This is a genomic window from Amycolatopsis sp. NPDC003861 (assembly GCF_053605405.1).
Genome location: NZ_JBSGJD010000054.1, coordinates 1 through 24594, shown reverse-complemented (window position 1 = coordinate 24594; position 24594 = coordinate 1). Strand labels below are relative to the sequence as shown.

The following is a 24594-nucleotide window of genomic DNA, read 5'->3' as shown; positions in this document are numbered from 1 at the left end:
AACTGTCGGTGGTGCCCAGTACCGTGTGGATCGTGGGCATCACCGTGGGGTTCGACCTCGACATGACACTGATCGACGCCCGGCCGGGCATGGCCGCGGCGATGAACGCGCTGGGCGCCGAATCCGGCCTGCCGCTGGACGGCGAGGCGTTCGCGGCCAACCTCGGGCCGCCGCTCGACGACATCCTGCGCGGCTTCGAAGCGCCCGAGGAACGCATCCCGGGGCTCGTCGACCGGTTCCGCGCGATGTACCCGGAAGTGGTCGTGCCGAGTGCGGTCGCGCTGCCGGGCGCGGCCGAGTCACTCCGCGCGGTGCACGCCGCGGGCGGGCGCACGCTGGTCGTCACCGGGAAGTACGGGCCCAACGCACAGTTGCACGTGGACGCGCTCGGGCTCGAAGTCGACGAAGTGATCGGCGAGCTGTGGTCGACGCAGAAGGCCGAAGCGCTCCTCGCCCACGACGCCCGGGTGTATGTCGGAGATCACGCGGGCGACATCCGGGGTGCCCTCGCGGCCAACGCGATCGCGGTGGGTGTCACCACCGGGCCGTGTGATCGCACGCTGCTGCTGAGCGAAGGAGCGGAGGTGGTGTTCGAGTCGCTGACGGAGTTCCCGGACTGGTTCGAGAAGACGTTCGCGGCGGTGCCCTAGTCCATCCATGCCCCCGCCACCGCCCTCAACGGAGCAGCGGAGCTGCGCTGTGTCTACTTGGCGCGCGCCTCGATCACCAGGGCGATCAGGCCGAGGAGCAGGCCCAGCGGCGTGATGACCCCGGCGGCGACCGACAACCAGATTGGCAGGTTCTCCAGGCCGGCGGCGAACATGATGAACACCGCCAGCACGGCGAGCATGCCGAGGCCGAACAGCCCGATGCCGACGCGCATCAGGAACGGTTTGCCGCGAGCGGCCACGGCGGCCTCCTTCGTCGTGGTCTTCATGAGGCATGAGGGTATCCGCCGGTATCGACTTCTCCCCAGGGCCTGTGGCGAGATACCCTTTACCCAGCGCGCCCTGGGTACGCCCCGGGCGCGTTCGTCGTGAGCGGACAGCAGAAGGACTGGTGAGGGAAGTGCCGACCGGCAAGGTCAAGTGGTACGACGCGGAGAAGGGGTTCGGGTTCGTCACGCAGGACGGTGGCGCCGACGTCTACATTCGCAAGGCCGCGCTGCCGCAGGGCGTCGAGGGGCTCAAGGCCGGACAGCGGCTGGAGTTCGGCGTCGCCGACGGCCGCCGCGGGCCGCAGGCGCTCTCCGTCCGGCTGCTCGACCCGCCGCCGTCCGTCGCCGAAGCGCGCCGCCGCCCGGCCGAGGAGCTGCACGGCCTGATCGAGGACATGATCAAGCTCCTGGAGCTGAAGGTGCAGCCGGACCTGCGGCGCAACCGTTACCCGGACCGCAAGCACACCAAGCAGATCGCCGAAATCATGCGCGCGGTCGCCCGGGACATCGACCCCTAAGCCTCCAGCCGGAGACCCCAGACGTCGCTGGGCAGCAGGCCCGATTCACCGGTGCTCGAGTTGAGCACGGCGGTGTACTTCTGCACGTCCACCGCCGAAATGCGGTCGGCGGGCGTCGGGGGTGTCACGGTGTAGGCGTAGCGGTCCAGCGACGTGAACGGGATGGGGTCGCTCTGCTTGTACTCGCCCTGCGGGGTGACGTACTCGTAGACGATCTGCCACGGCGCGTCCGCGACCTCGCCGGGCACCGAGATCTGCACCGGCTTGCCCGGGCGGACCTTGAGCGTCTGCGTGTCGCCCGTGGCGCTGCACGGCTGCGCGAGCTGCCGGGAGTAGTCGCACGAAAGCACCGGCGTCGTGTTGATCGTGTGGCCGTCGGCGTAGAAGGTGACCTCGGCCGGGCCGGGCGCCGAGCAGCCGGCCACCGCGAACCCACCGGCCGCAAGCAGGGCCACCACCCGGGAACGTCGCATGGGCCCAGACCCTACCGGCGGGCCGTCGGGTCCCGGGGCAGGCCCTGGGCCGGGAAGCTGCCGGTCGGCTCGGGGCGCAGCGGCCGGTCGCCGCCGAGGCCCGGCACGAGCGACCCGCCGCGGCGCACCAGGTACGTCTGGGCCAGGCCGACCGCCAGCAGGATGCTGATCACCAGGAAGCCGATCCAGTACGTCGGCGGCAGCAGCAGGCCGACCGCCCCGCCGAGGCACCAGGCCAACTGCAGCACGGTTTCCGAGCGGCCGAACGCCGACGCGCGCGACTCCTCGGGCAGGTCTTCCTGGATGACGGCGTCGAGGCTGATCTTGGCCAGCGCGCTGGCCGTCGCGCCGATCAGGCCGACGATCGCGGCCGTGGCCAGACCGGGCAGGAGCGTCGCGACCAGCGCGGCGAGCACGCAACCCGCCACGCAGCCGACGATCACCTGGTCGGGGCTGCCGAAGTGCAGGCGTGAACCCAGCGCGTTGCCGAGGAACCCGCCGGCGCCCGCCGCGGCGCCGATCACGCCGAGCAGCAGCAGCTGCATGAACGGCGTCTGCCCGCTGCCCTCGGTCTGCGCCTTCACCGCGAACGCGGCGAACATCATGAGGAAGCCGGTGAGCACGCGCACCGAGCCGTTGCCCCAGAGCGCGACGACGATGTGGCGCCCCAGCGGCTGACGGCGCTTCTTCTCCTTCGGGTGCGCCGACAGGGAGGTCGGCACCTCGCCCTCGGTCGCCTCCACCCAGGCCGGGATCCGCATCGACTGGACGGCCGCGGCGACGCAGATCAGCGCGGTGAACCACAGCGCGCCCGCCGAGCCGGTGATCGCGTTGACGCCGCTGGCCAGCGCACCGAACACACCCGCGGCGACCAGGCCGAACGTGGTCAGCCGGGCGTTCGTCTTGGAGAGCGTGATCTCCGACGGCAGCACCCGCGGGGTGACCGCGGCCTTGAGCACGGTGAACGACTTCGACAGCACCATCATCCCGAGCGCGGCCGGGTAGAGCAGCCAGTCGTCGAAGTGCAGCGCCATCACGACGGCCATCAGGCCCTGGCCGATCGAGGACGCGCACATCGCCAGCCGCCGGCCGCGCTGCACCTTGTCGAGCGCGGGCCCGATCACCGGCGCGACCAGCGCGAACGGCGCGATCGTGATGAGCAGGTAGAGCGCGACCTTGCCCTTGCTCTCGCCGCTGGTCGCGGCGAAGAAGAGCGTGTTGGCCAGCGCGATCGCCATGGCGGCGTCGCTGGCGTAGTTCAGCATCACGGCGTAGGTCAGCGAGGTGAGGCCGGACTTCTCGGCACCGTCGGCCTTCGTCGCGCGCTGGAAGGCGTCGACGGCCTGGCCGGTCAGCTGCCGGCTGCGCATCGCCGCCACCCGCGTGACGGTGATCTTCTTCGGCAGCTTCGGCGTGCCGCCCGGCGTGCGCGGCTCTCCCCGCGGCGGCGGGGGCCCCGGCTCCGGGGGCCGCGGTTCGCCCGCGTAGCCGCCGGTGTCGTAGTGCTCGTACTCACCGCTGCCGGGGTGGCGTTCGCCCTGGTAGAAGCCACCGGGCGGTTCGCGGCGCACGGGCTCGGTGCGGTGCGGGTCGTAGGGCCGGGCCCCGCGCGGAGGCGGTGGCCGGTGACCGGTCGGCGCGGCGGCGGTCGGCGCTTCGTCGGCGTTAGGCACCCGGCCGTCGTGGAACCCGGCGCGCGGCGGGACCCGGGTGGGCGGCGGGTTGCCCTGTTCCACGGGCCGCTGGACGCGGGTGGGCGGCGGATTGCCGTGGTCCACGGGCTGCTGGACGCGGGTGGGCGGCGGGTTGCCGTGCTCGACGGGCCGCTGGACGCGGGTGGGGGGCGGCGGGCTGCCGTGCTCGGCGCGCGGCGCGGCGGCGTCCCGCCAGGACCGGGCCCGCGCGGCGCCCGGTTCCGGCGTCCAGCGCCGCTTGGACTTCCGGCCGCGCTGCTGCGAGCCGGAGCCGTCGGAGCGGGAGCCGAAGAGTGCCACGTGTCAATCCTGCCTTACCGGGGGTCGGTTCCGCCTGCTCATCCGTGCTTTCCGGCCGGAGCCGGGACGAACCTCACCCGGAACGTGGTCGGCCACTGCTTCCCGGTGAGCAGGAAATCGCCGGTGCCCGGGACGGCGGCGATCCCGTTGAGCACGTCTTCGGCGCCGGTCGCGTTCACCTTCGCACGCAGCTGACCTGCGTCGATCGTCGCGGTGACGCGCCCGGTGGCGGCGTCGATCCGCAGCACGGTGTCGGTGTGCCAAACGTTTGCGTAGACGTCCCCGCCCACGCATTCGAGCTCGTTGAGCTGGTCGCGCCCGACGTCGACGCTCCCGGTGACGGCGAAGGTCTTCGGGTCCCGGAAGGTGAGCTGCGCGGAGCCGTTGCTCATGACCAGGCGGCCGTCGGCTTGGTGGCACAGGCCCCAGCCTTCACCCTGGAAGGGGACCCGCCGCAGCTCGGCGAGGGTGGTGGCGTCGCGTTCGATGGCGACGCCGTCCTGCCAGGTGAGTTGCCACAGCGTCGGCCCGAGGACGGTGACGCCCTCGCCGAACATCGGCGACGGCAGCGTGGCGGTGGTCCGTGGCGGCCCGCCGGCGGGGCCCGCGGTGAGCGCGGACTTCCCGGCGAGCCCGGTGCTCTCGTACAGCGTGTCCCCGGCGAACTCGAAGCCTTCGGTGAAGGCGGCGGGATCGTGCGGCAGGGTCGCGACGATCTGGACGGTGAGCCGTTCCGGCCCGGGTTCTTGCGCCGGAGCACTGGCGCAGCCACCGAGGGCGGCGGCCAGCAGCAGGACGGTGACGATCGGCGTGCGCACGATGAACAGCCTGGCACGGGCGCCGCGGATGCGTGCGGCACAATTGGCCGCATGACTTTGCTGCTGACCCTGGACGACGGTTCCGTGCAGCGCAAACTCGCCGACGCGGTGGAGTTCGCGCGAGCTGCGGTGCTGGAGGACGCACCCGAGGAGCAGCTCGGCGCCCACGTGGGTGTCACCCGCGAGGACGCGGTCACGGCAAGTCACCTGTTCGAGGCCCAGGTCCCGGGCTACGGAGGCTGGCGCTGGTCGGTCACGGTCGCCCTGGCGGGCGACGACGAGCCGGTGACGGTCAGCGAAGTGGTCCTGGTCCCGGGCCCCGCGGCGCTGGTGGCCCCGGCCTGGGTGCCCTGGGAGCGCCGAGTCCGAGCGGGCGACCTCGGAGTGGGCGACATCTTCCCCACGGCAGAGAACGACCCCCGCCTGGCCCCGGCGTACCTGCTGTCGGACGACCCGGCGGTGCAGGAGACGGCCCGCGAGATCGGCCTGGGCCGCGTCCACGAGTTGTCCCGCTTCGGCCGCACGGAGGCGGCGGCCAGGTGGCACGCGGGCGAGTTCGGCCCGAGGTCCGACATGGCCCGCAGCGCGCCGGACGTCTGTGGGACATGCGGGTTCTTCGTGCCGCTGGCGGGTTCGCTGCGAGGGGTGTTCGGGGTCTGCAGCAACGACATCGCCCCGGCGGACGGCCACGTGGTGGACGTGGAGTACGGATGCGGAGCGCACTCGGAGGTCGAGGTCGAGGTGACGTCGTCCGTCCCAGTGGCGGAGCTGGTTTACGACGATTCGCTGCTGGACTTTGAGCCGGTGGCGGAGGTGGAGGCGAAGCCGGAAGCGGCGGAGGCGGAGCCGGAGTCCGCGGAGCCGGAGGCGGCTGAGGCGAAGCCGGAGGCCGAGGCGGGGTCGGCGGCGTCGGAGGCGGAGCTGCAAGCCGCGGAGCCGGTAGCGGTGGGGGAGCCGGAGGCGGCCGAGGTCGAAGCGACTGCCGAGGCAAAGCCGCCAGCTGCGGTGGAGTCCGAGCCGGAAGCGGCCGAGGTGAAGCCGCAGGCTGCGGAGCCGGTGGCCGCTGAGGCGGAGGCCAGTGAGCCGGAGGCCGCGGAGCCTCAGGCGGGGGAGCTGGCGGTGGCAGCTACCGAGCCGGAGGCGGCTGAGGTCGAGCCGGTGGCGGCTGAGGTGGAGTCGCCGGCGGCGGAGGGTGGGACGGGGATAGCGGAGTCGGACGTCTCGCCGGCGGAAGTGGAGCCGGACCTGGCGCAGGTCCAGGTGGCTGCTGAGCCAGAGGTCGCGCAGGCGGCGCAAGGTGAACTGGCTGCAGCTGAAGCGGCTGAGCCCGTCGCGGTGGAACCCGAGCTGGTGGCTGCGGAAACGGCGGTCGATCCGGCCGCGGCGGTGGCGGAGCCGGTTGAGACGGCGGCTGAAAGTGCGGCAGAGCCGGTTGCCGCCGACGAGATCGCCGAGCCGGGGGATGCGGCTGCAGCGGAGCCGGTCGAAGCAGCCGAACCAGTGGTGGCGGAGGCACCAGCGGCGACCGGCGAGGTGGCGACCAGCGAGGTTGCCGAGTCGGGTGAATCCGCTTCAACCGTGACCGAGCCGGAGACGGGTGCGGTGGCCGAGCCGGTTGAGGCCGCCGCTGATGGTGTGGCTGAGTCGGGTGCCGCGCCCGAGCCGGGGGTGGTTGATCCGGCTGCTGCGGTGGCCGAGCCAGGCGAAGGGCCTGCGGCGACGGCCGATCAGAGCGCCGCGCCCGCCGAGGCTTCCGTTGTTGCGGAGACTGAGCCCGTGGTTCCGGAAGCGCCCGCCGATGAGCCCGCGGTGACCGATGTTCCCGAGCCCTCCGAAGCGGAGCCCACTCAGGCTGAGGTGACCGATGCCGTCGCCACCGAGGCTGCCGGTGATGAAGCTCAGGCTCAGGTCGACGGCTCTCCCGAACGGTGATCGGCGACACCCCTGAACCGGGCGATCCCTTTGGGACCGCCCGGCTTCGTGAAGCCACCCTGCGGTCCTGGCGGGACTCGCCCACGCGGCTCACCGAAGACACCAACGTCGAACGTGATCTTCGGGTTGGCGCCTACCGGGATCGGCTGTTCGTCGAACTCGCGCAGAATGCCGCCGATGCCGCCATGGCCGGTGGGAAGCCCGGGCGGGTTCGGGTGTCTCTTGTGGACGCCGAACTGCGGTTCGCCAACACCGGGGCTCCGCTCGACGCCCGGGGTGTTGCCTCGCTCGCCTCGCTGCGGGCCTCCGGCAAGACCGGCGAGACCGTCGGGCGCTTCGGTGTCGGGTTCGCCGCCGTGCGGACCGTTTCCGATGAACCCCGCGTTGTCTCCAGCAGCGGCGGGGTCGCCTTCTCCGCCCAGCGCACCCGGGAAGCCGCCGGGATCGAGGGGGACGTTCCCGTCCTTCGGCTTCCCTGGCCTGTCCCGGCCGATGTTCCGCCCGGGTTCGACACCGAAGTCCGATTGCCTCTTCGGGACGGTGTTGACGGGCGCGCCCTCCTTGACGATCTTGCCCACGACGTCGCCGATTTGCTGCTCGCTCTGCCCTGGCTCGCAGAGTTCGATGTGGACGGTCGCGTTTGGACGCGTGAAGCCGACGGGGACTTCGTCGGGATCCGTGGCCCGGAACGGGGAACGCGCTGGCTGACCCATCGCGGTGACGTCGTGTGGGCCGTCCCGGTCGGCTCCGATGGGACTCCCCGGCCGCTTCTCGAGGACGTTCTGCACGCCCCGACGCCCACCGATGACGGGCTGTCGCTGCCCGCTCGGCTGCTTGCCTCCGTTCCGGTCGAACCGTCGCGGCGGCGCGCTCTGCCCGGACCCGAGCTGGCGCAAGCGCTTGAGGCGGCCGCGAAAGAGTACGTCGGGCTTGTGCGGCTACTGCCGCCCGACCAGCGGTTCGCGCTTGTTCCGTCTCCCGGGTTTCCGAAGTCCACTGTGGATAACAAGCTTCGCGACGAAGTGCTGGCAGCGCTCAGCGTGGAACCGTGGCTGTCTGCTAAGGACGGCAACGAGGTTTCCGGTCGGCAGGGTCGGGTGCTCGACGTCGACGTGCCGGGGCTGTCCGCGCTTTTGAAGGACCTGGTGCCGGGGCTGATCGACGGGCCTGCTCAAGTTCTCAAAGCCGTTGCGGTGCAAGTGATCGGCATCGAAGAGGTGCTGGACACGCTGACCGGCGTCACCCGGGATCCGGGCTGGTGGCGGGACCTCTACGCCGCCTTGGCGATCGCCGTCGAGTCGCACGCTCTCGCCGGGGAACGGCTGGACGGGCTGCCCGTCCCCCTGTCCGACGGGCGGACGCTGCCGGGTGCTCGGGGCTGCCTGCTCGTCGAAGGCTCGGCCGAACTGCTCGACCTGTTGTCCGATGTGGATATTCCGGGACTGCGGCTGGTGCACCCCGCCGCGTCGCATCCGCTGCTGGAACGGCTGGGTGCCAAGCACGCCGATGCCCGGGAGCTGCTCAACGCCGACCAGTTACGGGATGCCGTCGAGCGCAGTGTCGAGGACGTCCGGTCCGGTTTGGACGGTACGACGCTCGCCGGTGCCGTGCTGCGGCTGATCGCCGACTGCGGGGACGATGCCCCGCGCTGGGTCGGGGCGCTCGCCCTGCCCGGCACCGACACCTGGCGCCGCGCCGACGAACTCGTCCTCCCGAACTCGCCGCTGCTCGACATCTTCGACGAAGAGGTCTTCGAGGAAGACGGCGCCATGGACGTCCTCGACGAGGACTTCGCCGGCGACTGGCCGCAAAGCACCCTCGAGGCCGCCGGGGTGCTCGACTCCTTCGCCGTGGTCGTCGACGACGAACCGCACGAACCCGACCACGACCTGCCCGACGAAGAAGCCTGGTGGGACTCGCGGCCGGAACCGCCGTCGACGCTCGTCGCGATCCGGGACCTCGACCTCGTCGCCGACGACGCCTGGCCCGCCGCCCTGCGCCTGCTCGCAGCCCGGCCGCAGACCTGGCAGGCGCTGCGCGCGCCGAACGGGCACGCCGCCTGGTGGATCGCGCAGTACGCCGTGCTCGAGGGCGCCGCGCCGAACGAGTGGCGGCTGCCGGACGCCGATCTGGCCGGGCTCTTCGACGAGGTTCCCGACGTCGGCCTGAGCGAGGAGCTCCTCGAGATCGCCGGGGTGCGCAAAGACCTCGATCTGTCCACTGTGGATGAGGCCAGGGATCTCCTCGACCGGCTTGCCGATCCGAGCCGCGAGGTGTCGCTCGGGCTGACCACACGCGCTTACGACGCCGTCGTCGAGTCCGGAGTGGACCCGGGGGTGCCGCGAGGCGTGCGGGCCGCCGATGGGTCCGTTGTGGACGACGCGCTGGTGCTGGACGTGCCGTGGGTCGCCGGGGCGCTCGAGCCCGGCCGGTACGTGGTCGCCCCCGAGGACCCGGAGCGGCTCGCCGACCTGCTCGACCTGCCGCTCGCGAGCACCGAGGAAGCCCGGGTCGTCAGCGAAGGCGAGTACGCGCCCTGGGCCGAGCTGCCCGCGCTGAAGCTCGTCGCCGACCAGCTCGGCATCCGGGTCCCGGACGGCGGTGTGCTGGTGCACGACCCGCTCACCGTGCGCATCCAGGACGCCGATCACGACGTCCCGTGGTGGTCCGATGACCGGCTGCACGCGGCCGACACGTCGGAGGGCCTGGCGCGCGCGTTCGCCTGGGCGGCCGGGCGCTGGCCCGACCGGCACCTGATCACCGCGCTGCTCGACGACCCGTCGCCGAGGACGATGCTGGGCTAGAGGCGCTGGGCCGACTTCGAGCCGCGGCGGGCGGCGGCGCGCTGCCAGGCGATGATCGCCATGCCGATGAAGCCGAGCGCGAAACCGGACAGCGCCGTCTGCACCCACAGCCCCGAAGTCGTGAAGAAGAGCACCACCAGCGCGACAGCCCAGATCGAGGTGCCTACGATCACCACCGGCGTCAGGTCGGTCAGCTTCTTGGGCAGCTCCGGCGTGTGCCGCAACGAGCCCGTAACCTCCGGTGGATTGATCGGTTCACTCACGAGGTGCAGGGTACTCCGCAGCAGCGAGAGAATGGGCAGGCGAATGGCGGAGCAGGAGACGACCCGCACCGGGACGTCCACACTGGACCGGTTCTTCAAGATCACCGAGCGGGGGTCGACCGTCTCGCGCGAGCTGCGCGGCGGCCTGGTCACCTTCGTCACGATGGCCTACATCGTGGTGCTGAACCCGCTGATCATCGGCAGCTTCTCGGCCGACGACGCGGGCGCCCACAAGGACGTCCTCGGCGGCATCCTGCCGGTGCCGCAGGTCGCCGCGGTGACCGCGCTCGTCGCCGGCGTGCTGACCATCCTCATGGGCCTGATCGCGAACTACCCGTTCGCCATCGCGACCGGCCTGGGCATCAACAGCCTGGTCGCGGTCACCATCGCCCCGCAGATGACCTGGCCCGAGGCGATGGGCCTGGTGGTCATCGAGGGCGTGATCATCGTCCTGCTGGTGCTCACCGGGTTCCGCACCGCGGTGTTCCGGGCCGTGCCGGCCGCGCTGAAGTCCGCGATCGCCGTCGGCATCGGCGTGTTCATCTGCCTGATCGGCCTGGTCGACGCCGGGTTCGTGCGCCGGCTGCCGGACGCCGCGCACACCACCGTCCCGGTCGGCCTCGGCATCAACGGCTCGATCGCCTCCTGGCCGACCGCGGTGTTCGTCGTCGGCCTGCTGGTCACCGGCATCCTGGTCGTCCGGAAGGTCAAGGGCGCGATCCTGATCGGCGTGCTGAGCTCGACCGTGCTGGCCATCGTCGTCGAGGCGATCGTCAACGCCGGGCCGTCGAAGGGCACCGACCCGAAGGGCTGGAACCTCGGCTACCCGGCGCTGCCGGACCAGGTGTTCGGCCTGCCGAACCTCTCGCTCGTCGGCGACGTCTCCTTCGGCGCTTGGACGCGGCTGCCGATCATCACCGTCTGCCTGCTGGTGTTCACCCTGGTGCTCGCCGACTTCTTCGACGCCATGGGCACCATGACCGGCCTCGCGAAGGAGGCCGACCTGCTCCCGAAGGACGGCCAGCTGCCCAACGTCGGCAAGGCGCTGTTCGTCGAGGGTCTCGCGGGCGCGGCCGGCGGCTTCGGCTCGGCCAGCTCGAACACGGTGTTCGTCGAGTCGGCGTCCGGCATCGCCGAAGGTGCCCGGACCGGCCTGGCGAACATCGTCACCGGCGTGCTGTTCCTCGCCGCGATGTTCCTGACGCCGCTGTACCAGGTGGTGCCGGTCGAGGCGGCCGCGCCGGCGCTGGTCGTCGTGGGCGCGATGCTGATGTCGCAGGTCCGCGAGATCGACTTCACCGACTTCTCGATCGCACTGCCGGCGTTCCTGACCATCGTCGTCATGCCGTTCACGTACTCGATCGCGAACGGTATCGGCGCCGGCTTCGTCAGCTACGTCGTCATCCGCGCGGCCACCGGCAAGGCCCGCCAGGTGCACCCGCTGATGTGGGTGATCGCGCTGGCCTTCGTGGCGTACTTCGCGGTCGGGCCGATCCAGGCGGCGTTCCGCTGATCAGCCCGGCGCGCTGACCTTCATCGCGGCGTCCAGCACGCCGCGGTTGCGGTCGAACTCGGCGGGCGGCGCCTCGTAGCGGATCGTGACGAGGCTGTCGCCCGCGCCGATCCCGATGACGGCGGCCCGTTCAGGGTGGCCGTCGCGGAGGTAGGTGTAGTCCCATTCCGCCGCGTCCTGGATGTCGCCGGCCTGCGCGGGCTTGAGGACCGAGCTGTCCTGGTGCGCCTTCGCGGCCACGGCTTTGAGCCCGCTCAGTGCGTCCTCCTGCGTGATCGGCACCTTGTCGGTCTCCAGGAGGAGCTGACCGCTGCGGTAGCTCGCCCGGTCGTTCTCGTGGGTGACGGCCCAGCCCGCCGGGACCGGGATCTCGATCGACCAGCCGCGCCCGCCGGCCACGTCGGGGAAGCGGTAGACCTCCAGGGACCCCTGGACGATGGCGGGAGCCGGCGTTGACGGTGGTGGTGCGGGCGCGGCCGCGGGCGCGTCGTCACCGCCGCCCAGGAACTGCGCCGCCACGACCGCCAGGACCGCCGCGCCGACCACGGCCGAGCCCACCAGCTTCTTGTTCATCGTGCTCCCCAGGGGTTTCGCTCCTGGGTGAGGACGCGCGACCGTATTCCAGGTTGCGGGTTGACGGAGATCACCCGCTCGGCCGAAGTTTCGTAAGGTATGCTAACTATATGTCCGGCGACACGCACGAACGCTCGTTGGCGAGCCGTCTGCGTCTCGCGGTGGTCCGGCTCAACCGCCGGCTGCGGGCACAGCGCGTCGGGGACGACCTCACGCTGACGCAGGTCGCCGCGCTGTCCACCCTCCACAAGTGCGGTGCGCTGACCCCGGGTCAGCTCGCCGCGAAGGAAGGCGTCCAGCCCCCTTCGATGACGAGGGTGATCGCCGCGCTCGAGGAGCTGCGGTTCGTCGAGCGGCGCCCGCACCCGACCGATGGCAGGCAGGCCATCGTCGAGCTGTCCGAGAGCGGGCTGGCCTACGTGCAGAAGGCCATCTCCGTGCGGGAGGCGTGGCTGGACCGGCAATTGGCGGAACTCGGCGACGAAGAGCGTGAAGTGCTCTCCAAAGCCGCCGAAATCATAGACAGGATGGCGGGGAACTAACCACGGTGACGGCCACGGGTAGCGAAACCAAGCGTTCGATCCAGACCACTGCTACCCGGGAGACGGCCTCACCGCCGTCCGCGTCGCCTCCATCCTCTCCCCAGCGCGGCAGCATGTTCGCCTCGCTGCGCGTCCGCAACTACCGGCTGTTCTTCACCGGCCAGGTCATCTCGAACATCGGCACCTGGATGCAGCGCATCGCCCAGGACTGGCTGGTGTTCACCCTCAGCGGCAACAACCCGATCGCCCTCGGTGTCGCGGTCGCGCTTCAGTTCACGCCCACGTTGTTCCTTTCGCTCTGGGCCGGCGTCCTCGCCGACCGCGTCGACAAGCGGCGGCTGCTCACCTGGATCCAGGTGGCAGCGTGTTCACAGGCCGCGATCCTCGGCGTGCTCGACCTGAGCGGGATCGCCGCGCTGTGGCACGTCTACGTCCTGTGCTTCACGCTCGGCGTGACGGCCGCGCTGGAAGTGCCGACGCGGCAGTCGTTCGTCGCCGAGATGGTGGGCCGCGACCAGGTGGCCAACGCCGTCGCGCTGAACTCGTCGATCTTCAACATGGCGCGGATCGTCGGCCCGGCCATCGCCGGGTTCGCGATCACCTGGATCGGCACCGGCTGGCTGTTCATCGCGAACGCGCTGAGCACGGTCGCGGTGATCACCGGGCTGGTCCTGATGAACCCGGACAAGCTGTTCCGCGTCGCGGCGGTGCCGCGCGAGAAGGGCCAGCTCGCCGAGGGCCTGCGCTACGTCCGGCGGCGGCCGGATCTGGTGACGGTGATGGTGCTGGTGCTGTTCGTCAGCACGTTCGGCATCACGTACTTCAGCTCGCTCCCGATCGTCGCGGCGAACGTGTTCCACACCGCCGCCGACGGCTACGGCCTCCTCTCGACGCTGGTCGCGGTCGGCACGTTCACCGGCGCGCTGATGTCGGCCCGCCGCGGCACCAAAGGCCGGCCACGGGTGCGGCTGATGCTCGTGTCGGCGTTCTTCCTGGGCGTGTTCGAGCTGCTCACCGCCTTCATGCCGACGTACCTGACCTTCGGCCTCGGCCTGATCCCGCTCGGCTTCGCCACGATGACCTTCCTCAACACGGCGAACGCCCTGGTGCAGACGTCGGTCAGCCCGGAGATGCGGGGCCGCGTGATGGGGCTGTACGTGCTCGTGCTGATCGGGGGGAACCCGATCGGCGGGCCGATGGTGGGGTGGATGGCCCAGGAGTTCGGCGGGCGGTCTCCGTTCTACATCGGTGGGGCGGTTTCGGCCGTGGCCGCGGTGGTGTGCGCGGTGGTGCTGATCCGGCGGGGCGGGATTTCCTGGCCGGTGAAGCGCGGCCTGGGGCTGCGGGTGCTCAAGCGGGCCAAGGTCTGACGGGACGTATCGGTTCGTATCCACGGCGTGACCGTAACCGCGACCACCGACAAAAACCGCGGCTGCGAGCCCTGAGTGTCACCCGGAAGAGTGAGATCCGAGTCTCCGCGGCCGACCCCTTGCCCGCGGAGATGAGGTTAGGCTAACCTCATACATGTCCGCTTCGTGGTGGGAGCGGCAGTCAGTTCGGGAACGGACGGAGCCCCGGCCCTGGGAAAACCCCAGGCCGGGGCTTCGTTCACCTCAGCGCAGTGTCGGGCTGCGGCACGTCGCCCGTCAAGGGACTCCCGCCCGGTGGTACCGGCAAGCGCGTCAGCGTCATCCCGAAGTACACGCGGTACGCCAGGTGGACCGCCTCGGGAGACGGCAGGCGGACCTCGTTCCGGACGCCGTCCACCGTCTCGATCAGCTTGTCGCCCGACAGCGTCACACGACCCTGGGACGTCGGGCGGGAGCACGTCAGCGACTGCGTGAAGTGGGACTCCGGGGACGTCGTCTGCCACCACGCCATCGGGATGAAGTCGGCCAGCGGGCGCGGGCGGCGCTCCAGGCGGTACTGCGGCTTGCCGTCCAGCAGGATGTCGACGTCGCCGTGCGGGGCGTCCAGGATCAGGAACTCACCGTCCGCGTCGCGCTGGGCGTCCACGGCGGACAGGCGCAGCGGGTGCCGGGCGAAGCGGCCGAAACCGACGTCCACCAGCCACTCCTCGGCGTCCAAGGCGACGACGATCGCCGCGTGGTCCAGTGGTGGGCCGACCGTGCCGTCGGAGCGGAAGACTTGGGCCGCGCGCAGCGAAGCGTCGTAACCCAGCTCGCGCAGCAGGGCCGCGAACAGGCCGTTCAGCTCGTAGCAGAATCCGCCTCGCCGGCGGCCGACGATCTTGGCGAACAGGGCCTCCTCGTCGAGGACGACCGGCTCGCCGAGGTGGCTGCTCAGGTTCTCGAACGACACCGCGGCCAGGTGGCGTTCCTGCAGGTGGCACAGCGTCGCGAGGTCGGGTGCCGCCGGGCGGGCGACGCCGAGGCGGGCCAGGTACGCGTCGATGTCCATGGCACCCACTCAAACACCTCGACCGCGCTGGAGGTCAAGGCGTTTTCCCCCGGCGCGAAAACGGGGCCCTCCCGGAAGGGAGGGCCCCGTTCGACGCGGAAGAACTCAGCCGAGCAGCAGGCCGTTACCGCCCGCGACGGCGTTGTCGAAGCGCTTGCTGATCTCGGCCCAGTTGAAGATGTTCCACAGGGCCTTGACGTAGTCCGGCTTCACGTTCTTGTAGTCCAGGTAGAACGCGTGCTCCCAGACGTCGACCAGCAGGATCGGCACGGTCGGCAGGATCAGGTTGTTGTGGTGGTCGCGCAGCTGCTGGGTGATCAGCGTCTTGCCGATCGGGTCCCAGGACAGCGCGCCCCAGCCGTTGCCCTGGATCGTGGTCGAGACGGCGGTGAACTGCGCCTTGAACTTGTCGAAGGAGCCGAACGCCTCGTCGATCGCCGCGGCGAGCTCGCCGGTCGGCTTGTCGCCGCCTTCCGGCGACAGGATCTTCCACCACACGACGTGGTTGGCGTGGCCGGCCAGGTTGAAGGCCAGCGTGGTCTCCAGGCCGACGATCGAGCCGAAGTCGTTCGCTTCGCGGGCGGCTTCGAGCTTGTCGAGCGTGTCGTTCGCGCCCTTGACGTAGGTCGCGTGGTGCTTGCTGTGGTGCAGCTCGTTGATCTCGCCGGAGATGTGGGGCGCGAGGGCGCCGTAGTCGTAGTCGAGATCGGGGAGCTCGTAGCGGGCCATTGGCCCTCCTTCTGTCTTCGACACAAGTTTCCGGTACCGAACCTAGTAGCACACGCCCCCTCGCGGCGAGCGGGGGCGCGTGGCCGTCACAGCTTGGGACGGCGGTCCGTAGATGGCGTACCCCGGAGGTGCACCACCCGAAACCGAGCCTGCAACTTGGACTTAAGTGGAGGTCAACGGCCTGTGAGATCAGGCACGGAACTCGTCGAGGCGCAGCGCCAGCTCGTCGAAGACGGCGACGTTGCATTCGAAGGCCACCAGCGTCTCGTCGATCACGCGGGCGCGCTCGGCCTCGTCCCAGGGCGCGTTGTCCAGCTTCGCCCGGTACTGGTCCCGGAAGCGGGGCGCGCTGCCGATGCGGTCGAAGTGGTAGAACAGCGCGCCCGCCTCGGCGACGTCGTAGTTCTTCTCGAGCGTCCGCCGGATGACCTGGCCGCCGGCGATGTCGCCGAGGTAGCGCGTGTAGTGGTGGGCGACGTACCCACCGGCCCACGCCGACGCTTCGCGGATCCGGTCGGCGTATGCCCGGGTGGAGGCGAGCGGCGAGATCGTCGCGCGCCAGTCGGGGCCGACCAGGTGGGCGAGGTCGCGTTCGAGGAGCGGGAGGCGCCGCAACTCGTCGAAGACGAACTCACCGCCGACGGGGTCGCCGGCCATCGCGTCGCTCGCGGCCTCGATCGCGCCGTAGATGAAGTAGTACTGGATCGCCAGCTGGGTGTAGCCGTCGCGGGTCAGCTCCCCGCCGAGCAGGGCGCGCATGTACGCGGAGTAGTTCGCCCGGTCGTGGACTTCGAGGGTCGACGCGCGCAAGGTCGCCGAGAAGGGGCGGGCGTCCGTGGTCACCGACATGGCAGGCCTCCCGGCGATCGATCTGACAGGCTGTCAGAAAGATCGTAGGGCATGAATCGGACTTAGGCCACCCTAAACTCTCGCGCCCACCGCCCGCAGGACGAACCGCACCGCCGCTTCGACGACGTCCACCAGCTGGTCGGCGGGCCCGTCGACCAGCGTCCGGTTGCCCAGCGCCGCGGTGATCATCGGGATCAGGACGTCCGGGTCCTCGGCCGGCCAGCGGCCCAGGTCGACGCCGCCGGCGAGGATGGCGCGGAGGCGGTCGGTGATCGGGTCGGCGTGCGCGCTGATCCGCCGGTACGCCGCCGGGGCCAGTGCCGACGCGAGCGCCGTTCCCGGTGGCATGTGGTACTCGGCCAGCACGCGCAGCTGCAGCCGGACGAACGTGGCCAGCTGGTCGACCGGGTCCGCCTGGGCCTCGACGGCTTCGGTCAGCCGCGTGACGTACTGGGCCGCCTCGTCCTCGACGAACGCGACGAGCAGGCTCTCCTTGTCCGGGAAGTGGTTGTACAGCGCCGTCCGGCCCACCCCGGCCGCCGAGGCGACGCCGGCCAGCGTGATCGCGTCGAAGCCGCGCTCGTAGAGCTGCGCGCGCAGCACTTCGAAGACCCGGGACCGCACCTCACGCCGGTGCGCCTCCAGCGACTCACCGAGAATTTTCGGCATCCGCCCAGGCTAGCGTCAATCGGCCACCGGCCACGTGTGAACCGGTTCGCCCGCCTCGGACAGTTCCAGGTAGCGCCCCAGCATCAGGCTCAGCGCCGCCTCGCGGTCCAGCCCGCGTTCCTGCGCCCGCAGGACGTAGTCGCGCTGCCAGGTCGCGCCCGTCCGCCGCGCCAGGCAGCGGCGCTCGATGATCCCGAGGTAGCGCTCACGGGCCTCGTCGGAGACGTCGGAGCGGCGCAGGCCCTCGTGGGCGAGCGGCAGCAGCACGCGCAGCGCCAGCTCGTCCGGCGGGATCCAGCCGATGCCCGGCCAGTACAGCTGCCCGTCGAAACCGCGTCGCGCGCCCGCGTACAGGTTTTCCTCGGCGGCCTGGAACGACATCTGGCTCCACACCGGGCGTTCCGCCTCGGCCAGCGCGCGCTGGGCGCCGTAGAAGAAGGCCGCGTTCGCCACCGTGTCGACCACGGTCGGCCCGGCCGGCAGCACCCGGTTCTCGATCCGCAGGTGCGGCAGGCCGTCGACGACGTCGTACACCGGGCGGTTCCAGCGCCAGATCGTCCCGTTGTGCATGCGCAGCTCGGTGAGCTTCGGCGCCTGGCCCGCGTCGAGCGCCTCGATCGGGTCCTCGGCGTCGGTTTCCGGGAGCAGGCCGGGGAAGTAGCGGACGTTCTCCTCGAACAGGTCGAAGATCGACGTGATCCAGCGCTCGCCGAACCACACCCGCGGCCGGACACCCTGGTTCTTCAGCTCCTCGGGCCGGGTGTCGGTCGCCTGCAGGAAGAGCGGGATCCGCGTCTCGTGCCACAGCGCCTTGCCGAGCAGGAACGGGGAATTCGACGCGAGCGCGATCTGCAGCCCGGCCAGGCACTGCGCCGCGTTCCAGTGCGCGGCGAACTCCTCGGGCGCGACCTGCAGGTGCAGCTGCACGCTGGTGCACGCGGCCTCCGGCAGGATCGACTCGGCATAGCTGCGCAGGCGTTCGGGCTGCTGGCCCGGCAGCGGCGCGCCCTCCATGGCGAGCACCGTGCGTTCGCCGCGCGCGGCGAAGATCTGGTCGTTCAGCGTGGAGTACCGGGTCTTGTTGGTGAGCCACTTCTGGTCGAAGTGCTCGTGCTTCAACGTCGGCAGGATGCCGATCATGGCCAGCGACGAGCCGGTGTCACGCGCCTTCGTCGCCGCGGTGTCGAGGTACGCGCGCAGGTCGTCTTCCAGCTGGAGCGCGGAATCGCCCGCCAGCGGCCGCGGCGGGACGTTCAGCTCGATGTTGTGCTGGCCCAGCTCGGTGGTGAACGACGGGTCGTCGAGCGCCTCCAGCACCGCGGTGTTCGTCATCGACGGGCGCAGTTCCCGGTCGACGAGGTTCAGCTCGACTTCGAGGCCGATGTTCTTGCGGGGGAACGAAAAGCTGCCGTCGGTGAGCATCCGGGCCAGCGTGTCGAGGCAGCGCTGCACCTTCCGGCGGTACCTTCCTCGGTCCAGCGTGTTGAACGACTGAGCCTCGAGGTCCATCCCCATGACCATCCCTGCTTCGTGTCGGCGTGGACTAGGACGTGTTTCAGGCCCCGGCGGACAACCGTTACACAGCCGATGCACCCGGGCTAGCGGCCAAACTGGTGCTCTCCGTCACGGGCGGTTAACCGAAAGCAAAATGGCCCCGTTCGTACCACCATGCGGTGGACGTTCGGACCAATCATGCGCCCGGCAAGCGGGTGACAGACTGGGCGGATGGGCGTGATCCACATCGACCACTCCGGCGATCCCCGCGTCGACGATTTCCGCGACCTGTCCACTGCGGACCGTCGCCCCGACCGGCCCGGCGGGCGGGGTCTCGTCATCGCCGAAGGCACTGTCGTGGTGTCCCGGCTGCTGGCGTCCCGCTACCCGGTCCGCGCGCTGCTGGGCGTGTCGCGGCGGTTCGAAGAACTGGCCGATGAACTGGCCGGACTCGACGTGCCGCAGTACGTGGCCTCCGCGGAAACCATGGCCGACGTGGTCGGGTTCCACCTCAACCGCGGGATCCTCGCCGTCGCCGACCGGCCCGCGCCGCTGACCGTGCCGGAGGTCGTCGGCGGCACCGGCCCGATCGCCGTGCTGGAAGGCGTCGGCGACCACGAAAACCTCGGCGCGCTCTTCCGCAACGCGGCCGCGCTCGGCGTCGGCGGGGTGCTGCTCGGCCCCGGCTGTTCCGACCCGCTGTACCGGCGCAGCGTGCGCGTGTCGATGGGCCACGTCCTGCGCGTGCCGTTCGGGCACCTGACGGACTGGCCGGGCGGGCTCGACGACCTGCGGGCGCGCGGGTTCGCCGTTGCGGCGTTCACCCCGCGGCCGGGGTCGATCCCGCTGCCCGCGCTGCGGGAGCACGCCCCCGGGCGGGTGGCGCTGCTCTTCGGCGCCGAAGGTCCCGGGCTGACCGAAACGGCGCTCGCGGCGGCTGATCATGCCGTCCGGATACCCATGCCGGCCGGAGTCGATTCACTGAACATCGCGACGGCCGCCGCCGTCGCCTTCTACGAACTGGCCAGGGGCGGCTAAAGTTCTGGTCTCCGAGGCGGGAAGGGGCACCATGGAGCTGCGGATCCGCGGCGAACGCGCCGTGCTGGCCGGCCCGGGCGGGGAGCACGCGCGCGAGGTGGACCCGCACAAGCTCGCGATCGGCGCCGACTTGGCGCGGGCCCTGCACGAGTGGGCGCGCGTGGCTTCCGCGGTCACCGCCGATCCCGGGGTGGAGGCGGGCGCGGTGGTTTCGCAACGCGGCCGCCAGCTGGCCACCCGCCTGGCTTCGGTGATGGGCACGACCGTGCGATTCGTCGACCCGGTGACCGGTGAAGACACGGTCGTCGAACCGCCCGCGCCGCCCACCGAACCCGGCTACCGGTTCGTCCGCGCGGTGCTCGGCCCGCCCGGCCCGCCCGGCGAGCCGACGCCCTGGCTGACCGGCCTGACCGTCTCGGCGTTCATCGCGGCCGTGGTCGTCGTGGCCATGCTGGCGCTCGCCTCGACGCTGGTCCGCGAAACCAGCGGCTGGGTCGCGCTGGGGGCGTCGGTGATCGTGACGGCCGGGATCGCGCCGTCGCTGTGGCTGATCCGCCGCACGCCGATCCTGCGCTGGGCCGCCTACGGCGCGGCCGGCGGGGTCGTGATCGCGTGGTTCGGCGTGCTGGTGATTGCCTTCTAGCGGAACCTGGCGTAGGTCACGAGGGTGCCCTGGGCCTGGGTCGCCGTCTGGCTGCGGAAGGAGTAGCCGTGGAAGGCGGCGATCTGGCGGATCAGTTCGGGGGAGACGTCGAACTGGCCGGAGAAGAACGTCACGCTGGCGCTGCCGTCGAATTCACCCGCCAGCCAGCCGACGCGCGCCGAGCGGGGGAAGACCCGGAGCACCCACAACAGCGGTGGCACGCCGAGGACGGTGAGGCCGAAACTGATCGCGAAGAGGCGCTCCTGGCCGGTGAGCGCCCCCGTGACGACGCCGCCGCCGAAGCACAGCACGGCCCACAACGCCGGGGCGAGGAAACCGGCGAACGACATCCGGAACTTCCGCGCGGCGACTGGCGATCCGCGGCGCAGCAGCAGGATCCGGTCGGTGCGGTCGGCGAATTCCGCGGCGGGGCGCAGCCCCTCGCCGCCCGCGATCTCGGCGATCCGGGCCGGCGTCAGCTTCGCGTGCCGGACGCTCACCCACAGCTCGTCACGACCCTCGAGGTGGTTGCGCAGCCACTGCTCCCGGCCCGGTGACCCGGCCGGGACCTCGTAGGACGGTGGCCTCCGAGGCGCCGGCGTGCCGAAAACCAGCCCGGGACGGGTTTTCCGGAACAGCAGATCGCGGCGGTTGCGGGTCGATTCGCACGGGCCGGCCGAGAAGTAGCCGTGGAGAGAAGCGACTTCGCCGAGCAACTCGGCGGACACCGACGGCGGCGGGGGCACGATCACCTGCGGGCTGCCGTCGAACGGCTCGTCCAGCCACGGCATGCGCGGCGACCGGCCGGCGACCGCGCGGATCAGGAACTGCGCCGCCACCGCGGCGACCAGGAAGACCGGGATCAGCAGGACCGGCCACTTCTGCTCGGCGGTGGCGGCGATCCAGGTGCCCGCGGCGGCCACGGCGACGCCGAGGACGGCGGCCACGCCTTGGACCGCGGTCAGGTCGAGCCGGCGTCCGGCCGTGCGCGGCCGCAGCTCTTCGTCGGGGAGCCCGGTGCGGCGCAGCAGCAGGAGCCGGTCGGTGCGGTCGGCGACCTCGGCGACCACGGTCATCCCGGCGGCCGCCGCGGCCTTGCCGATGTCGTCGCGGCCGAGCCGCAGCCTGCGCGAACTGGCCCAGAACTGCTCCTGTTCGTCGAGCAGCTTCGCGAGCCGGCGGCGGTCGGCGTCCGTGCCCGGGCCGTGGTCGAACGGCGGCGGGAAGAGCCAGGGCGCGAACTCGAACCGCAGGGATTCCGGTTGCGCAGGCGCGGTTTCCCGGTACCGGCGCGAGTGCGCGGCCTGCCGGACGGTCGTCGGGTCCAGGCCCCACTGCGCCGGCACCACGTCGACCACCGGAACGCCGCTGAACGCGCGGTGTCTGAGCTCGCCGAAGCGGACGAGCCAGGCTTCCTGGTCACGCTGCATGATCGGTCCCTCCCCCTCAGTGACATCGTAGCCTGACGGGATGGAGCAGCTGGACGTTTTGCGGGGGTTGTGCCTGGCCCTGCCGGAGACGACGGAACGGCTCAGCCACGGCGAGCCGGCGTGGTTCGTGCGCGGCAAGAAGACGTTCGTGATGTTCGCCGACCACCACCACGACGACGTGCTCGCCTTCTGGTGCCCGGCGCCGCCAGGGGTGCAGGAGGAGCTGGTGCGCACCGAGCCGGAGCGGTTCTTCCGGCCGCCGTACGTCGGCCACCGTGGGTGGCTGGGGGTGCGGCTGGACGTCGACGTCGACTGGGCGGAGGTCGACCGGATCGTGCGCGAGGCCTACCGGCTGGTGGCGCCGAAGACGCTCGCGGCGCGGGTGGTCTAGCCGCGCTGCGAGCGGACCCCGAGCAGCACGTCCTCCCAGGACGGCACGATCGGGTGGTTCTTCTTGGCCTTCGGCCGGGGCTCCGGCACCGCGGCGTCCTCGTCCGGGTCCACCGGGACGCGCGGGATCTCACGGGTGTCGTCGTCCGGGTCCGGCTCGGCCGACGGCAGCTGCGCGCGCTCCGGCTCCACCGAGTCCAGCGTCGGCTGGAACTCCGTCTCGCGGGCCGGCTCGAGGGCGCGGACCGTGCGCGGCGCGCGGTAGGCGTTCGGGTCCAGGAGGACCTCGGCGTTCTCGTCCAGCGCCGTCACGGTGCCGCCGTGCGCCCCCGGCGAGAACGCCCAGTGCGCGCGGTTGTCCGACCGCCCGGCCTTCCAGCTGAGCACGACGACCCAGCGGCCGTCGTCGCCCTTCCAGGAATCCCAGGTGGCGCGTGAGTAGTCGTGGCCGCGGACGCCGAAGCTGTGCGCGACGACCTCGCCGAGCGTCTGCACGTCGGGGCCGTCTTCGCGGACCGGGTGGGCGCTCTGCGCCAGCTCGGCGGTCCGGGACCGCTCGAGCAGGACGGGGTAGGCGTAGCGCTCGACGCGCTGCGTCGAGACACCGGCGCTCGCGGCGACCTGCTCGACGGACTCGCCGGCCCGGATGCGCTGCTGGATCTCGCGTGGCCGCATCTGGCTCTCCAACTCGATTTCGATCTGGCCGAGGCGGGTGATGTCACCCCGCGCCGCCGCGCGCAGTCGCTCATCAGCCGGGAGCAGGAAACGAGTACGGCTCGCCGGGTCTTCGAGCACGATGGACTTGCCGTCCTCGTGCAGTCCGACCACTCGCAGCGCCCGCATTGTTCTCGCCTCCCCGATCTTCTTCACCGTTGTGGGTGCCCACGTTAGAACGGCGCGTCGGCTTGACGTGCGAGGCGCGCCGAGTCCGCATCGAACTGCCCACTGTTCACTTTGCGTCCTCCGCATCCTCGCTCAGCCAGGTCAGCGGCAACAGGGTGACACGCCGGACACGCAAAGTCACGATCGAGTGGATCAAGAAGGCGGCAGCCGGACCGTCACCACGAGCCCGCCGCGGCGGCCGGGCTGGGCTTCGGCGTAGCCGCCGTGGGCCTGGGCCACCGAGCGGACGATCGACAACCCGAGCCCCGCGTTGCGCGTGTCGCCCGTTCGCTCGGCGCCGCCCAGCCGGCGGAACGGCTCGAACAGTGTCGGCACCGCCTCGGGCGGCACCACCGGACCCGAGTTCCGCACCTCCAGGGCCGGGTCACCGCGCACCTCGACGTACACCCAGCCGGCGGGGGCGTTGTACGTGATCGCGTTGACCACCAGGTTCGTCACCAGCCGCTCGAGCAGCACCGGGTCGCCCGCCACCACCCGCGCCCGGAGGCGGGTCTCCACCCTCACCCCGGCCGCCTCGGCCTGGGCGGACGTCGCCCGGACGACCGCCGCGGCGACCTCGTCGAGGCGCACCGGCGTGCGCGCGTGCAGGCCGCGGTCGCTGCGGGCCAGGATCAGCAGCCCCTCGATCATCCGCTCGCTGCGCTCGTTCGTGTGCAGCAGGTGCGTGCCGAGCTTCTTCAGCTCCGGCGGGACGTCGGGGTCGGCCATCGCCACCTCGATCAGCGTCCGCTGCACCGCCAGGGGCGTCCGGAGTTCGTGGGACGCGTTCGCGACGAACCGCTTCTGGCTGTCGAACGACTCCGCGAGCCGGTCGAGCATGCCGTCGAAGGTGTCCGCCAGCTCCTTCAGCTCGTCCGGCGGCCCTTCGAGGTTGATCCGCCGGTCGAGCTTGCCCGCTTCCAGGCGGCGCGCGGCCGTCGTGATGTCGTGCAGCGGCCGCAGCGCGCGGCCGGCCATCAGCCAGCCGAACAGCACGGCCAGCGCCGCCGTGGCCACCAGCGCGATCGCCGAACCGACTAGCAGCGTCGACAGCGTCGAGGAGCGGTACTCGTCGAGCGAGCCGCTGAGCAGCTGCACCGCGGCACCCGGGGACGGGATCGCCGCGCGGGCCGCGACGCCGAACGTCACGTCGGCCGAGCCGACCGTCGTCAAGGCGGCCCGGGTGGGATCCGGCAGCGTGCTCCGCACCAGCAGGTAGTTGATGACGACCAGAACCACCCCGGCGACCAGGAAGAGCCCGCCGTACCAGGCCGTCAGCTTCGTCCGGACGGACAGGCCGTTCACGGCGCGCCGAACCGGTAGCCGGCGCCCGGCACGGTCTCGATCACCGGCGGGTCGCCCAGCTTGCGCCGCAACGTCATCACCGCGACGCGCACCGCGTTGGTGAACGGGTCGGCGTGTTCGTCCCAGGCCTTTTCCAGCAGTTCTTCGGCGCTGACCACCGTGCCCTCGGCCCGCATGAGCACCTCCAGCACGGCGAACTCCTTCGGCGAGAGCAGCAGGAACCGGCCGTCGCGCGCGGCCTGGTGGCGCGGCAGGTCGAGCACGACGCCGTCGCGTTCCAGCACCGGCGGCAACGCCGGCCGCGCGCGCCGCGACAGCGCCTGCACCCGGGCGACCAGCTCGGCGAACGCGAACGGCTTCGTCAGGTAGTCGTCGGC

25 protein-coding genes are annotated in these 24594 nt (G+C 71.4%); 10 read left to right on the top strand and 15 right to left on the bottom strand.

Annotated features, from left to right (window positions below):
• Positions 1–32 precede the first annotated feature (32 nt).
• On the top strand, positions 33–650 hold the full coding sequence (locus ACWEVN_RS16285; protein ID WP_449685347.1) for an HAD family hydrolase: 618 nt from the start codon (positions 33–35) through the stop codon (positions 648–650).
• 53 nt (positions 651–703) lie between these two features.
• Here ACWEVN_RS16285 and ACWEVN_RS16280 read toward each other — a convergent pair whose 3' ends face one another.
• On the bottom strand, positions 704–937 hold the full coding sequence (locus ACWEVN_RS16280; protein ID WP_449685348.1) for a hypothetical protein: 234 nt from the start codon (positions 935–937) through the stop codon (positions 704–706).
• 131 nt (positions 938–1068) lie between these two features.
• Between ACWEVN_RS16280 and ACWEVN_RS16275 the strand changes: the two genes are divergently transcribed.
• A complete protein-coding gene (locus ACWEVN_RS16275) occupies positions 1069–1455 on the top strand; it encodes a cold-shock protein (protein ID WP_013230216.1) in 387 nt (128 codons plus the stop codon).
• Here ACWEVN_RS16275 and ACWEVN_RS16270 read toward each other — a convergent pair.
• Genes ACWEVN_RS16270 through ACWEVN_RS16260 form a run of 3 tightly spaced genes read right to left on the bottom strand, consistent with a single transcriptional unit; the run spans position 1452 to position 4740 of the window.
• Positions 1452–1928, bottom strand: coding sequence for a DUF2771 family protein (locus tag ACWEVN_RS16270; protein ID WP_452051770.1), 477 nt, complete (start codon positions 1926–1928; stop codon positions 1452–1454). The genes ACWEVN_RS16275 and ACWEVN_RS16270 overlap by 4 nt on opposite strands.
• An 11-nt stretch (positions 1929–1939) precedes the next feature.
• Positions 1940–3922 carry an MFS transporter gene (locus tag ACWEVN_RS16265; protein WP_452051769.1) on the bottom strand — a complete coding sequence of 661 codons (1983 nt, stop codon included), beginning with the start codon at positions 3920–3922 and terminating at the stop codon, positions 1940–1942.
• Positions 3923–3960: 38 nt separating this feature from the next.
• On the bottom strand, positions 3961–4740 hold the full coding sequence (locus ACWEVN_RS16260) for a glutaminyl-peptide cyclotransferase (RefSeq protein WP_452051768.1): 780 nt from the start codon (positions 4738–4740) through the stop codon (positions 3961–3963).
• A 51-nt stretch (positions 4741–4791) separates the two neighbouring features.
• Here ACWEVN_RS16260 and ACWEVN_RS16255 point away from each other — a divergent pair, with 51 nt between their 5' ends.
• Positions 4792–6672 (top strand): DUF3027 domain-containing protein, encoded by a 1881-nt coding sequence (locus tag ACWEVN_RS16255; RefSeq protein WP_452051767.1) that lies wholly within the window; start codon positions 4792–4794, stop codon positions 6670–6672.
• Positions 6669–9476, top strand: a complete 2808-nt coding sequence (locus ACWEVN_RS16250) for a sacsin N-terminal ATP-binding-like domain-containing protein (protein ID WP_452051766.1) — start codon at positions 6669–6671, stop codon at positions 9474–9476. The genes ACWEVN_RS16255 and ACWEVN_RS16250 overlap by 4 nt, the downstream gene beginning before the upstream one ends.
• Here ACWEVN_RS16250 and ACWEVN_RS16245 read toward each other — a convergent pair.
• On the bottom strand, positions 9473–9700 hold the full coding sequence (locus ACWEVN_RS16245; protein WP_310969660.1) for a DUF2530 domain-containing protein: 228 nt from the start codon (positions 9698–9700) through the stop codon (positions 9473–9475). The genes ACWEVN_RS16250 and ACWEVN_RS16245 overlap by 4 nt on opposite strands.
• Before the next feature lie 82 nt (positions 9701–9782).
• Here ACWEVN_RS16245 and ACWEVN_RS16240 point away from each other — a divergent pair, with 82 nt between their 5' ends.
• Positions 9783–11252, top strand: coding sequence for an NCS2 family permease (locus ACWEVN_RS16240; protein WP_449685372.1), 1470 nt, complete (start codon positions 9783–9785; stop codon positions 11250–11252).
• On the opposite strand, the gene ACWEVN_RS16235 is transcribed toward ACWEVN_RS16240, so the two are convergent.
• Positions 11253–11825 (bottom strand): hypothetical protein, encoded by a 573-nt coding sequence (locus ACWEVN_RS16235; protein ID WP_452051765.1) that lies wholly within the window; start codon positions 11823–11825, stop codon positions 11253–11255.
• 110 nt (positions 11826–11935) lie between these two features.
• Here ACWEVN_RS16235 and ACWEVN_RS16230 point away from each other — a divergent pair, with 110 nt between their 5' ends.
• Positions 11936–12367, top strand: a complete 432-nt coding sequence (locus ACWEVN_RS16230; RefSeq protein WP_086844964.1) for a MarR family winged helix-turn-helix transcriptional regulator — start codon at positions 11936–11938, stop codon at positions 12365–12367.
• Between the two features lie 113 nt (positions 12368–12480).
• Positions 12481–13737: an MFS transporter gene (locus ACWEVN_RS16225; RefSeq protein WP_310968692.1), complete on the top strand. Its 1257-nt coding sequence runs from the start codon at positions 12481–12483 to the stop codon at positions 13735–13737.
• Between the two features lie 238 nt (positions 13738–13975).
• On the opposite strand, the gene ACWEVN_RS16220 is transcribed toward ACWEVN_RS16225, so the two are convergent.
• The 5 genes from ACWEVN_RS16220 to ACWEVN_RS16200 form a co-directional block, all read right to left on the bottom strand.
• The gene (locus ACWEVN_RS16220) at positions 13976–14788 is read right to left on the bottom strand and encodes an arylamine N-acetyltransferase family protein (protein ID WP_452051764.1); all 813 of its coding nucleotides are present in this window, start codon (positions 14786–14788) and stop codon (positions 13976–13978) included.
• Positions 14789–14893: 105 nt separating this feature from the next.
• A complete protein-coding gene (locus tag ACWEVN_RS16215) occupies positions 14894–15517 on the bottom strand; it encodes a superoxide dismutase (protein WP_003088226.1) in 624 nt (207 codons plus the stop codon).
• Positions 15518–15706: 189 nt separating this feature from the next.
• Entirely contained in the window at positions 15707–16366 is a 660-nt protein-coding gene (locus ACWEVN_RS16210; RefSeq protein WP_452051763.1) for a biliverdin-producing heme oxygenase, read from the bottom strand.
• Positions 16367–16438: 72 nt separating this feature from the next.
• A complete protein-coding gene (locus tag ACWEVN_RS16205; RefSeq protein ID WP_449685357.1) occupies positions 16439–17035 on the bottom strand; it encodes a TetR/AcrR family transcriptional regulator in 597 nt (198 codons plus the stop codon).
• A 15-nt stretch (positions 17036–17050) separates the two neighbouring features.
• Positions 17051–18550 carry a glutamate-cysteine ligase family protein gene (locus ACWEVN_RS16200; RefSeq protein WP_449685358.1) on the bottom strand — a complete coding sequence of 500 codons (1500 nt, stop codon included), beginning with the start codon at positions 18548–18550 and terminating at the stop codon, positions 17051–17053.
• A 210-nt stretch (positions 18551–18760) separates the two neighbouring features.
• On the opposite strand from ACWEVN_RS16200, the gene ACWEVN_RS16195 reads away from it, so the two are divergent.
• Positions 18761–19567, top strand: coding sequence for a TrmH family RNA methyltransferase (locus ACWEVN_RS16195; RefSeq protein WP_452051762.1), 807 nt, complete (start codon positions 18761–18763; stop codon positions 19565–19567).
• 31 nt (positions 19568–19598) lie between these two features.
• The gene (locus ACWEVN_RS16190) at positions 19599–20210 is read left to right on the top strand and encodes a DUF2537 domain-containing protein (RefSeq protein ID WP_310968685.1); all 612 of its coding nucleotides are present in this window, start codon (positions 19599–19601) and stop codon (positions 20208–20210) included.
• Here ACWEVN_RS16190 and ACWEVN_RS16185 read toward each other — a convergent pair.
• A complete protein-coding gene (locus tag ACWEVN_RS16185; RefSeq protein WP_452051761.1) occupies positions 20207–21640 on the bottom strand; it encodes a hypothetical protein in 1434 nt (477 codons plus the stop codon). The two genes, ACWEVN_RS16190 and ACWEVN_RS16185, sit on opposite strands and share 4 nt — an antisense overlap.
• A 40-nt stretch (positions 21641–21680) precedes the next feature.
• Between ACWEVN_RS16185 and ACWEVN_RS16180 the strand changes: the two genes are divergently transcribed.
• Complete coding sequence (locus ACWEVN_RS16180; protein ID WP_452051760.1) at positions 21681–22031, top strand: MmcQ/YjbR family DNA-binding protein; 351 nt, start codon at positions 21681–21683, stop codon at positions 22029–22031.
• Here ACWEVN_RS16180 and sepH read toward each other — a convergent pair.
• From sepH to ACWEVN_RS16165, 3 genes are all read right to left on the bottom strand, one after another.
• The gene (gene sepH / locus ACWEVN_RS16175; protein ID WP_310968682.1) at positions 22028–22873 is read right to left on the bottom strand and encodes a septation protein SepH; all 846 of its coding nucleotides are present in this window, start codon (positions 22871–22873) and stop codon (positions 22028–22030) included. The genes ACWEVN_RS16180 and sepH overlap by 4 nt on opposite strands.
• A 192-nt stretch (positions 22874–23065) precedes the next feature.
• On the bottom strand, positions 23066–24217 hold the full coding sequence (locus ACWEVN_RS16170; RefSeq protein ID WP_449685362.1) for a sensor histidine kinase: 1152 nt from the start codon (positions 24215–24217) through the stop codon (positions 23066–23068).
• Positions 24214–24594: response regulator transcription factor (locus tag ACWEVN_RS16165; protein ID WP_452051759.1), on the bottom strand; the 381-nt coding region annotated here is incomplete at its 5' end. The genes ACWEVN_RS16165 and ACWEVN_RS16170, both read right to left, overlap by 4 nt.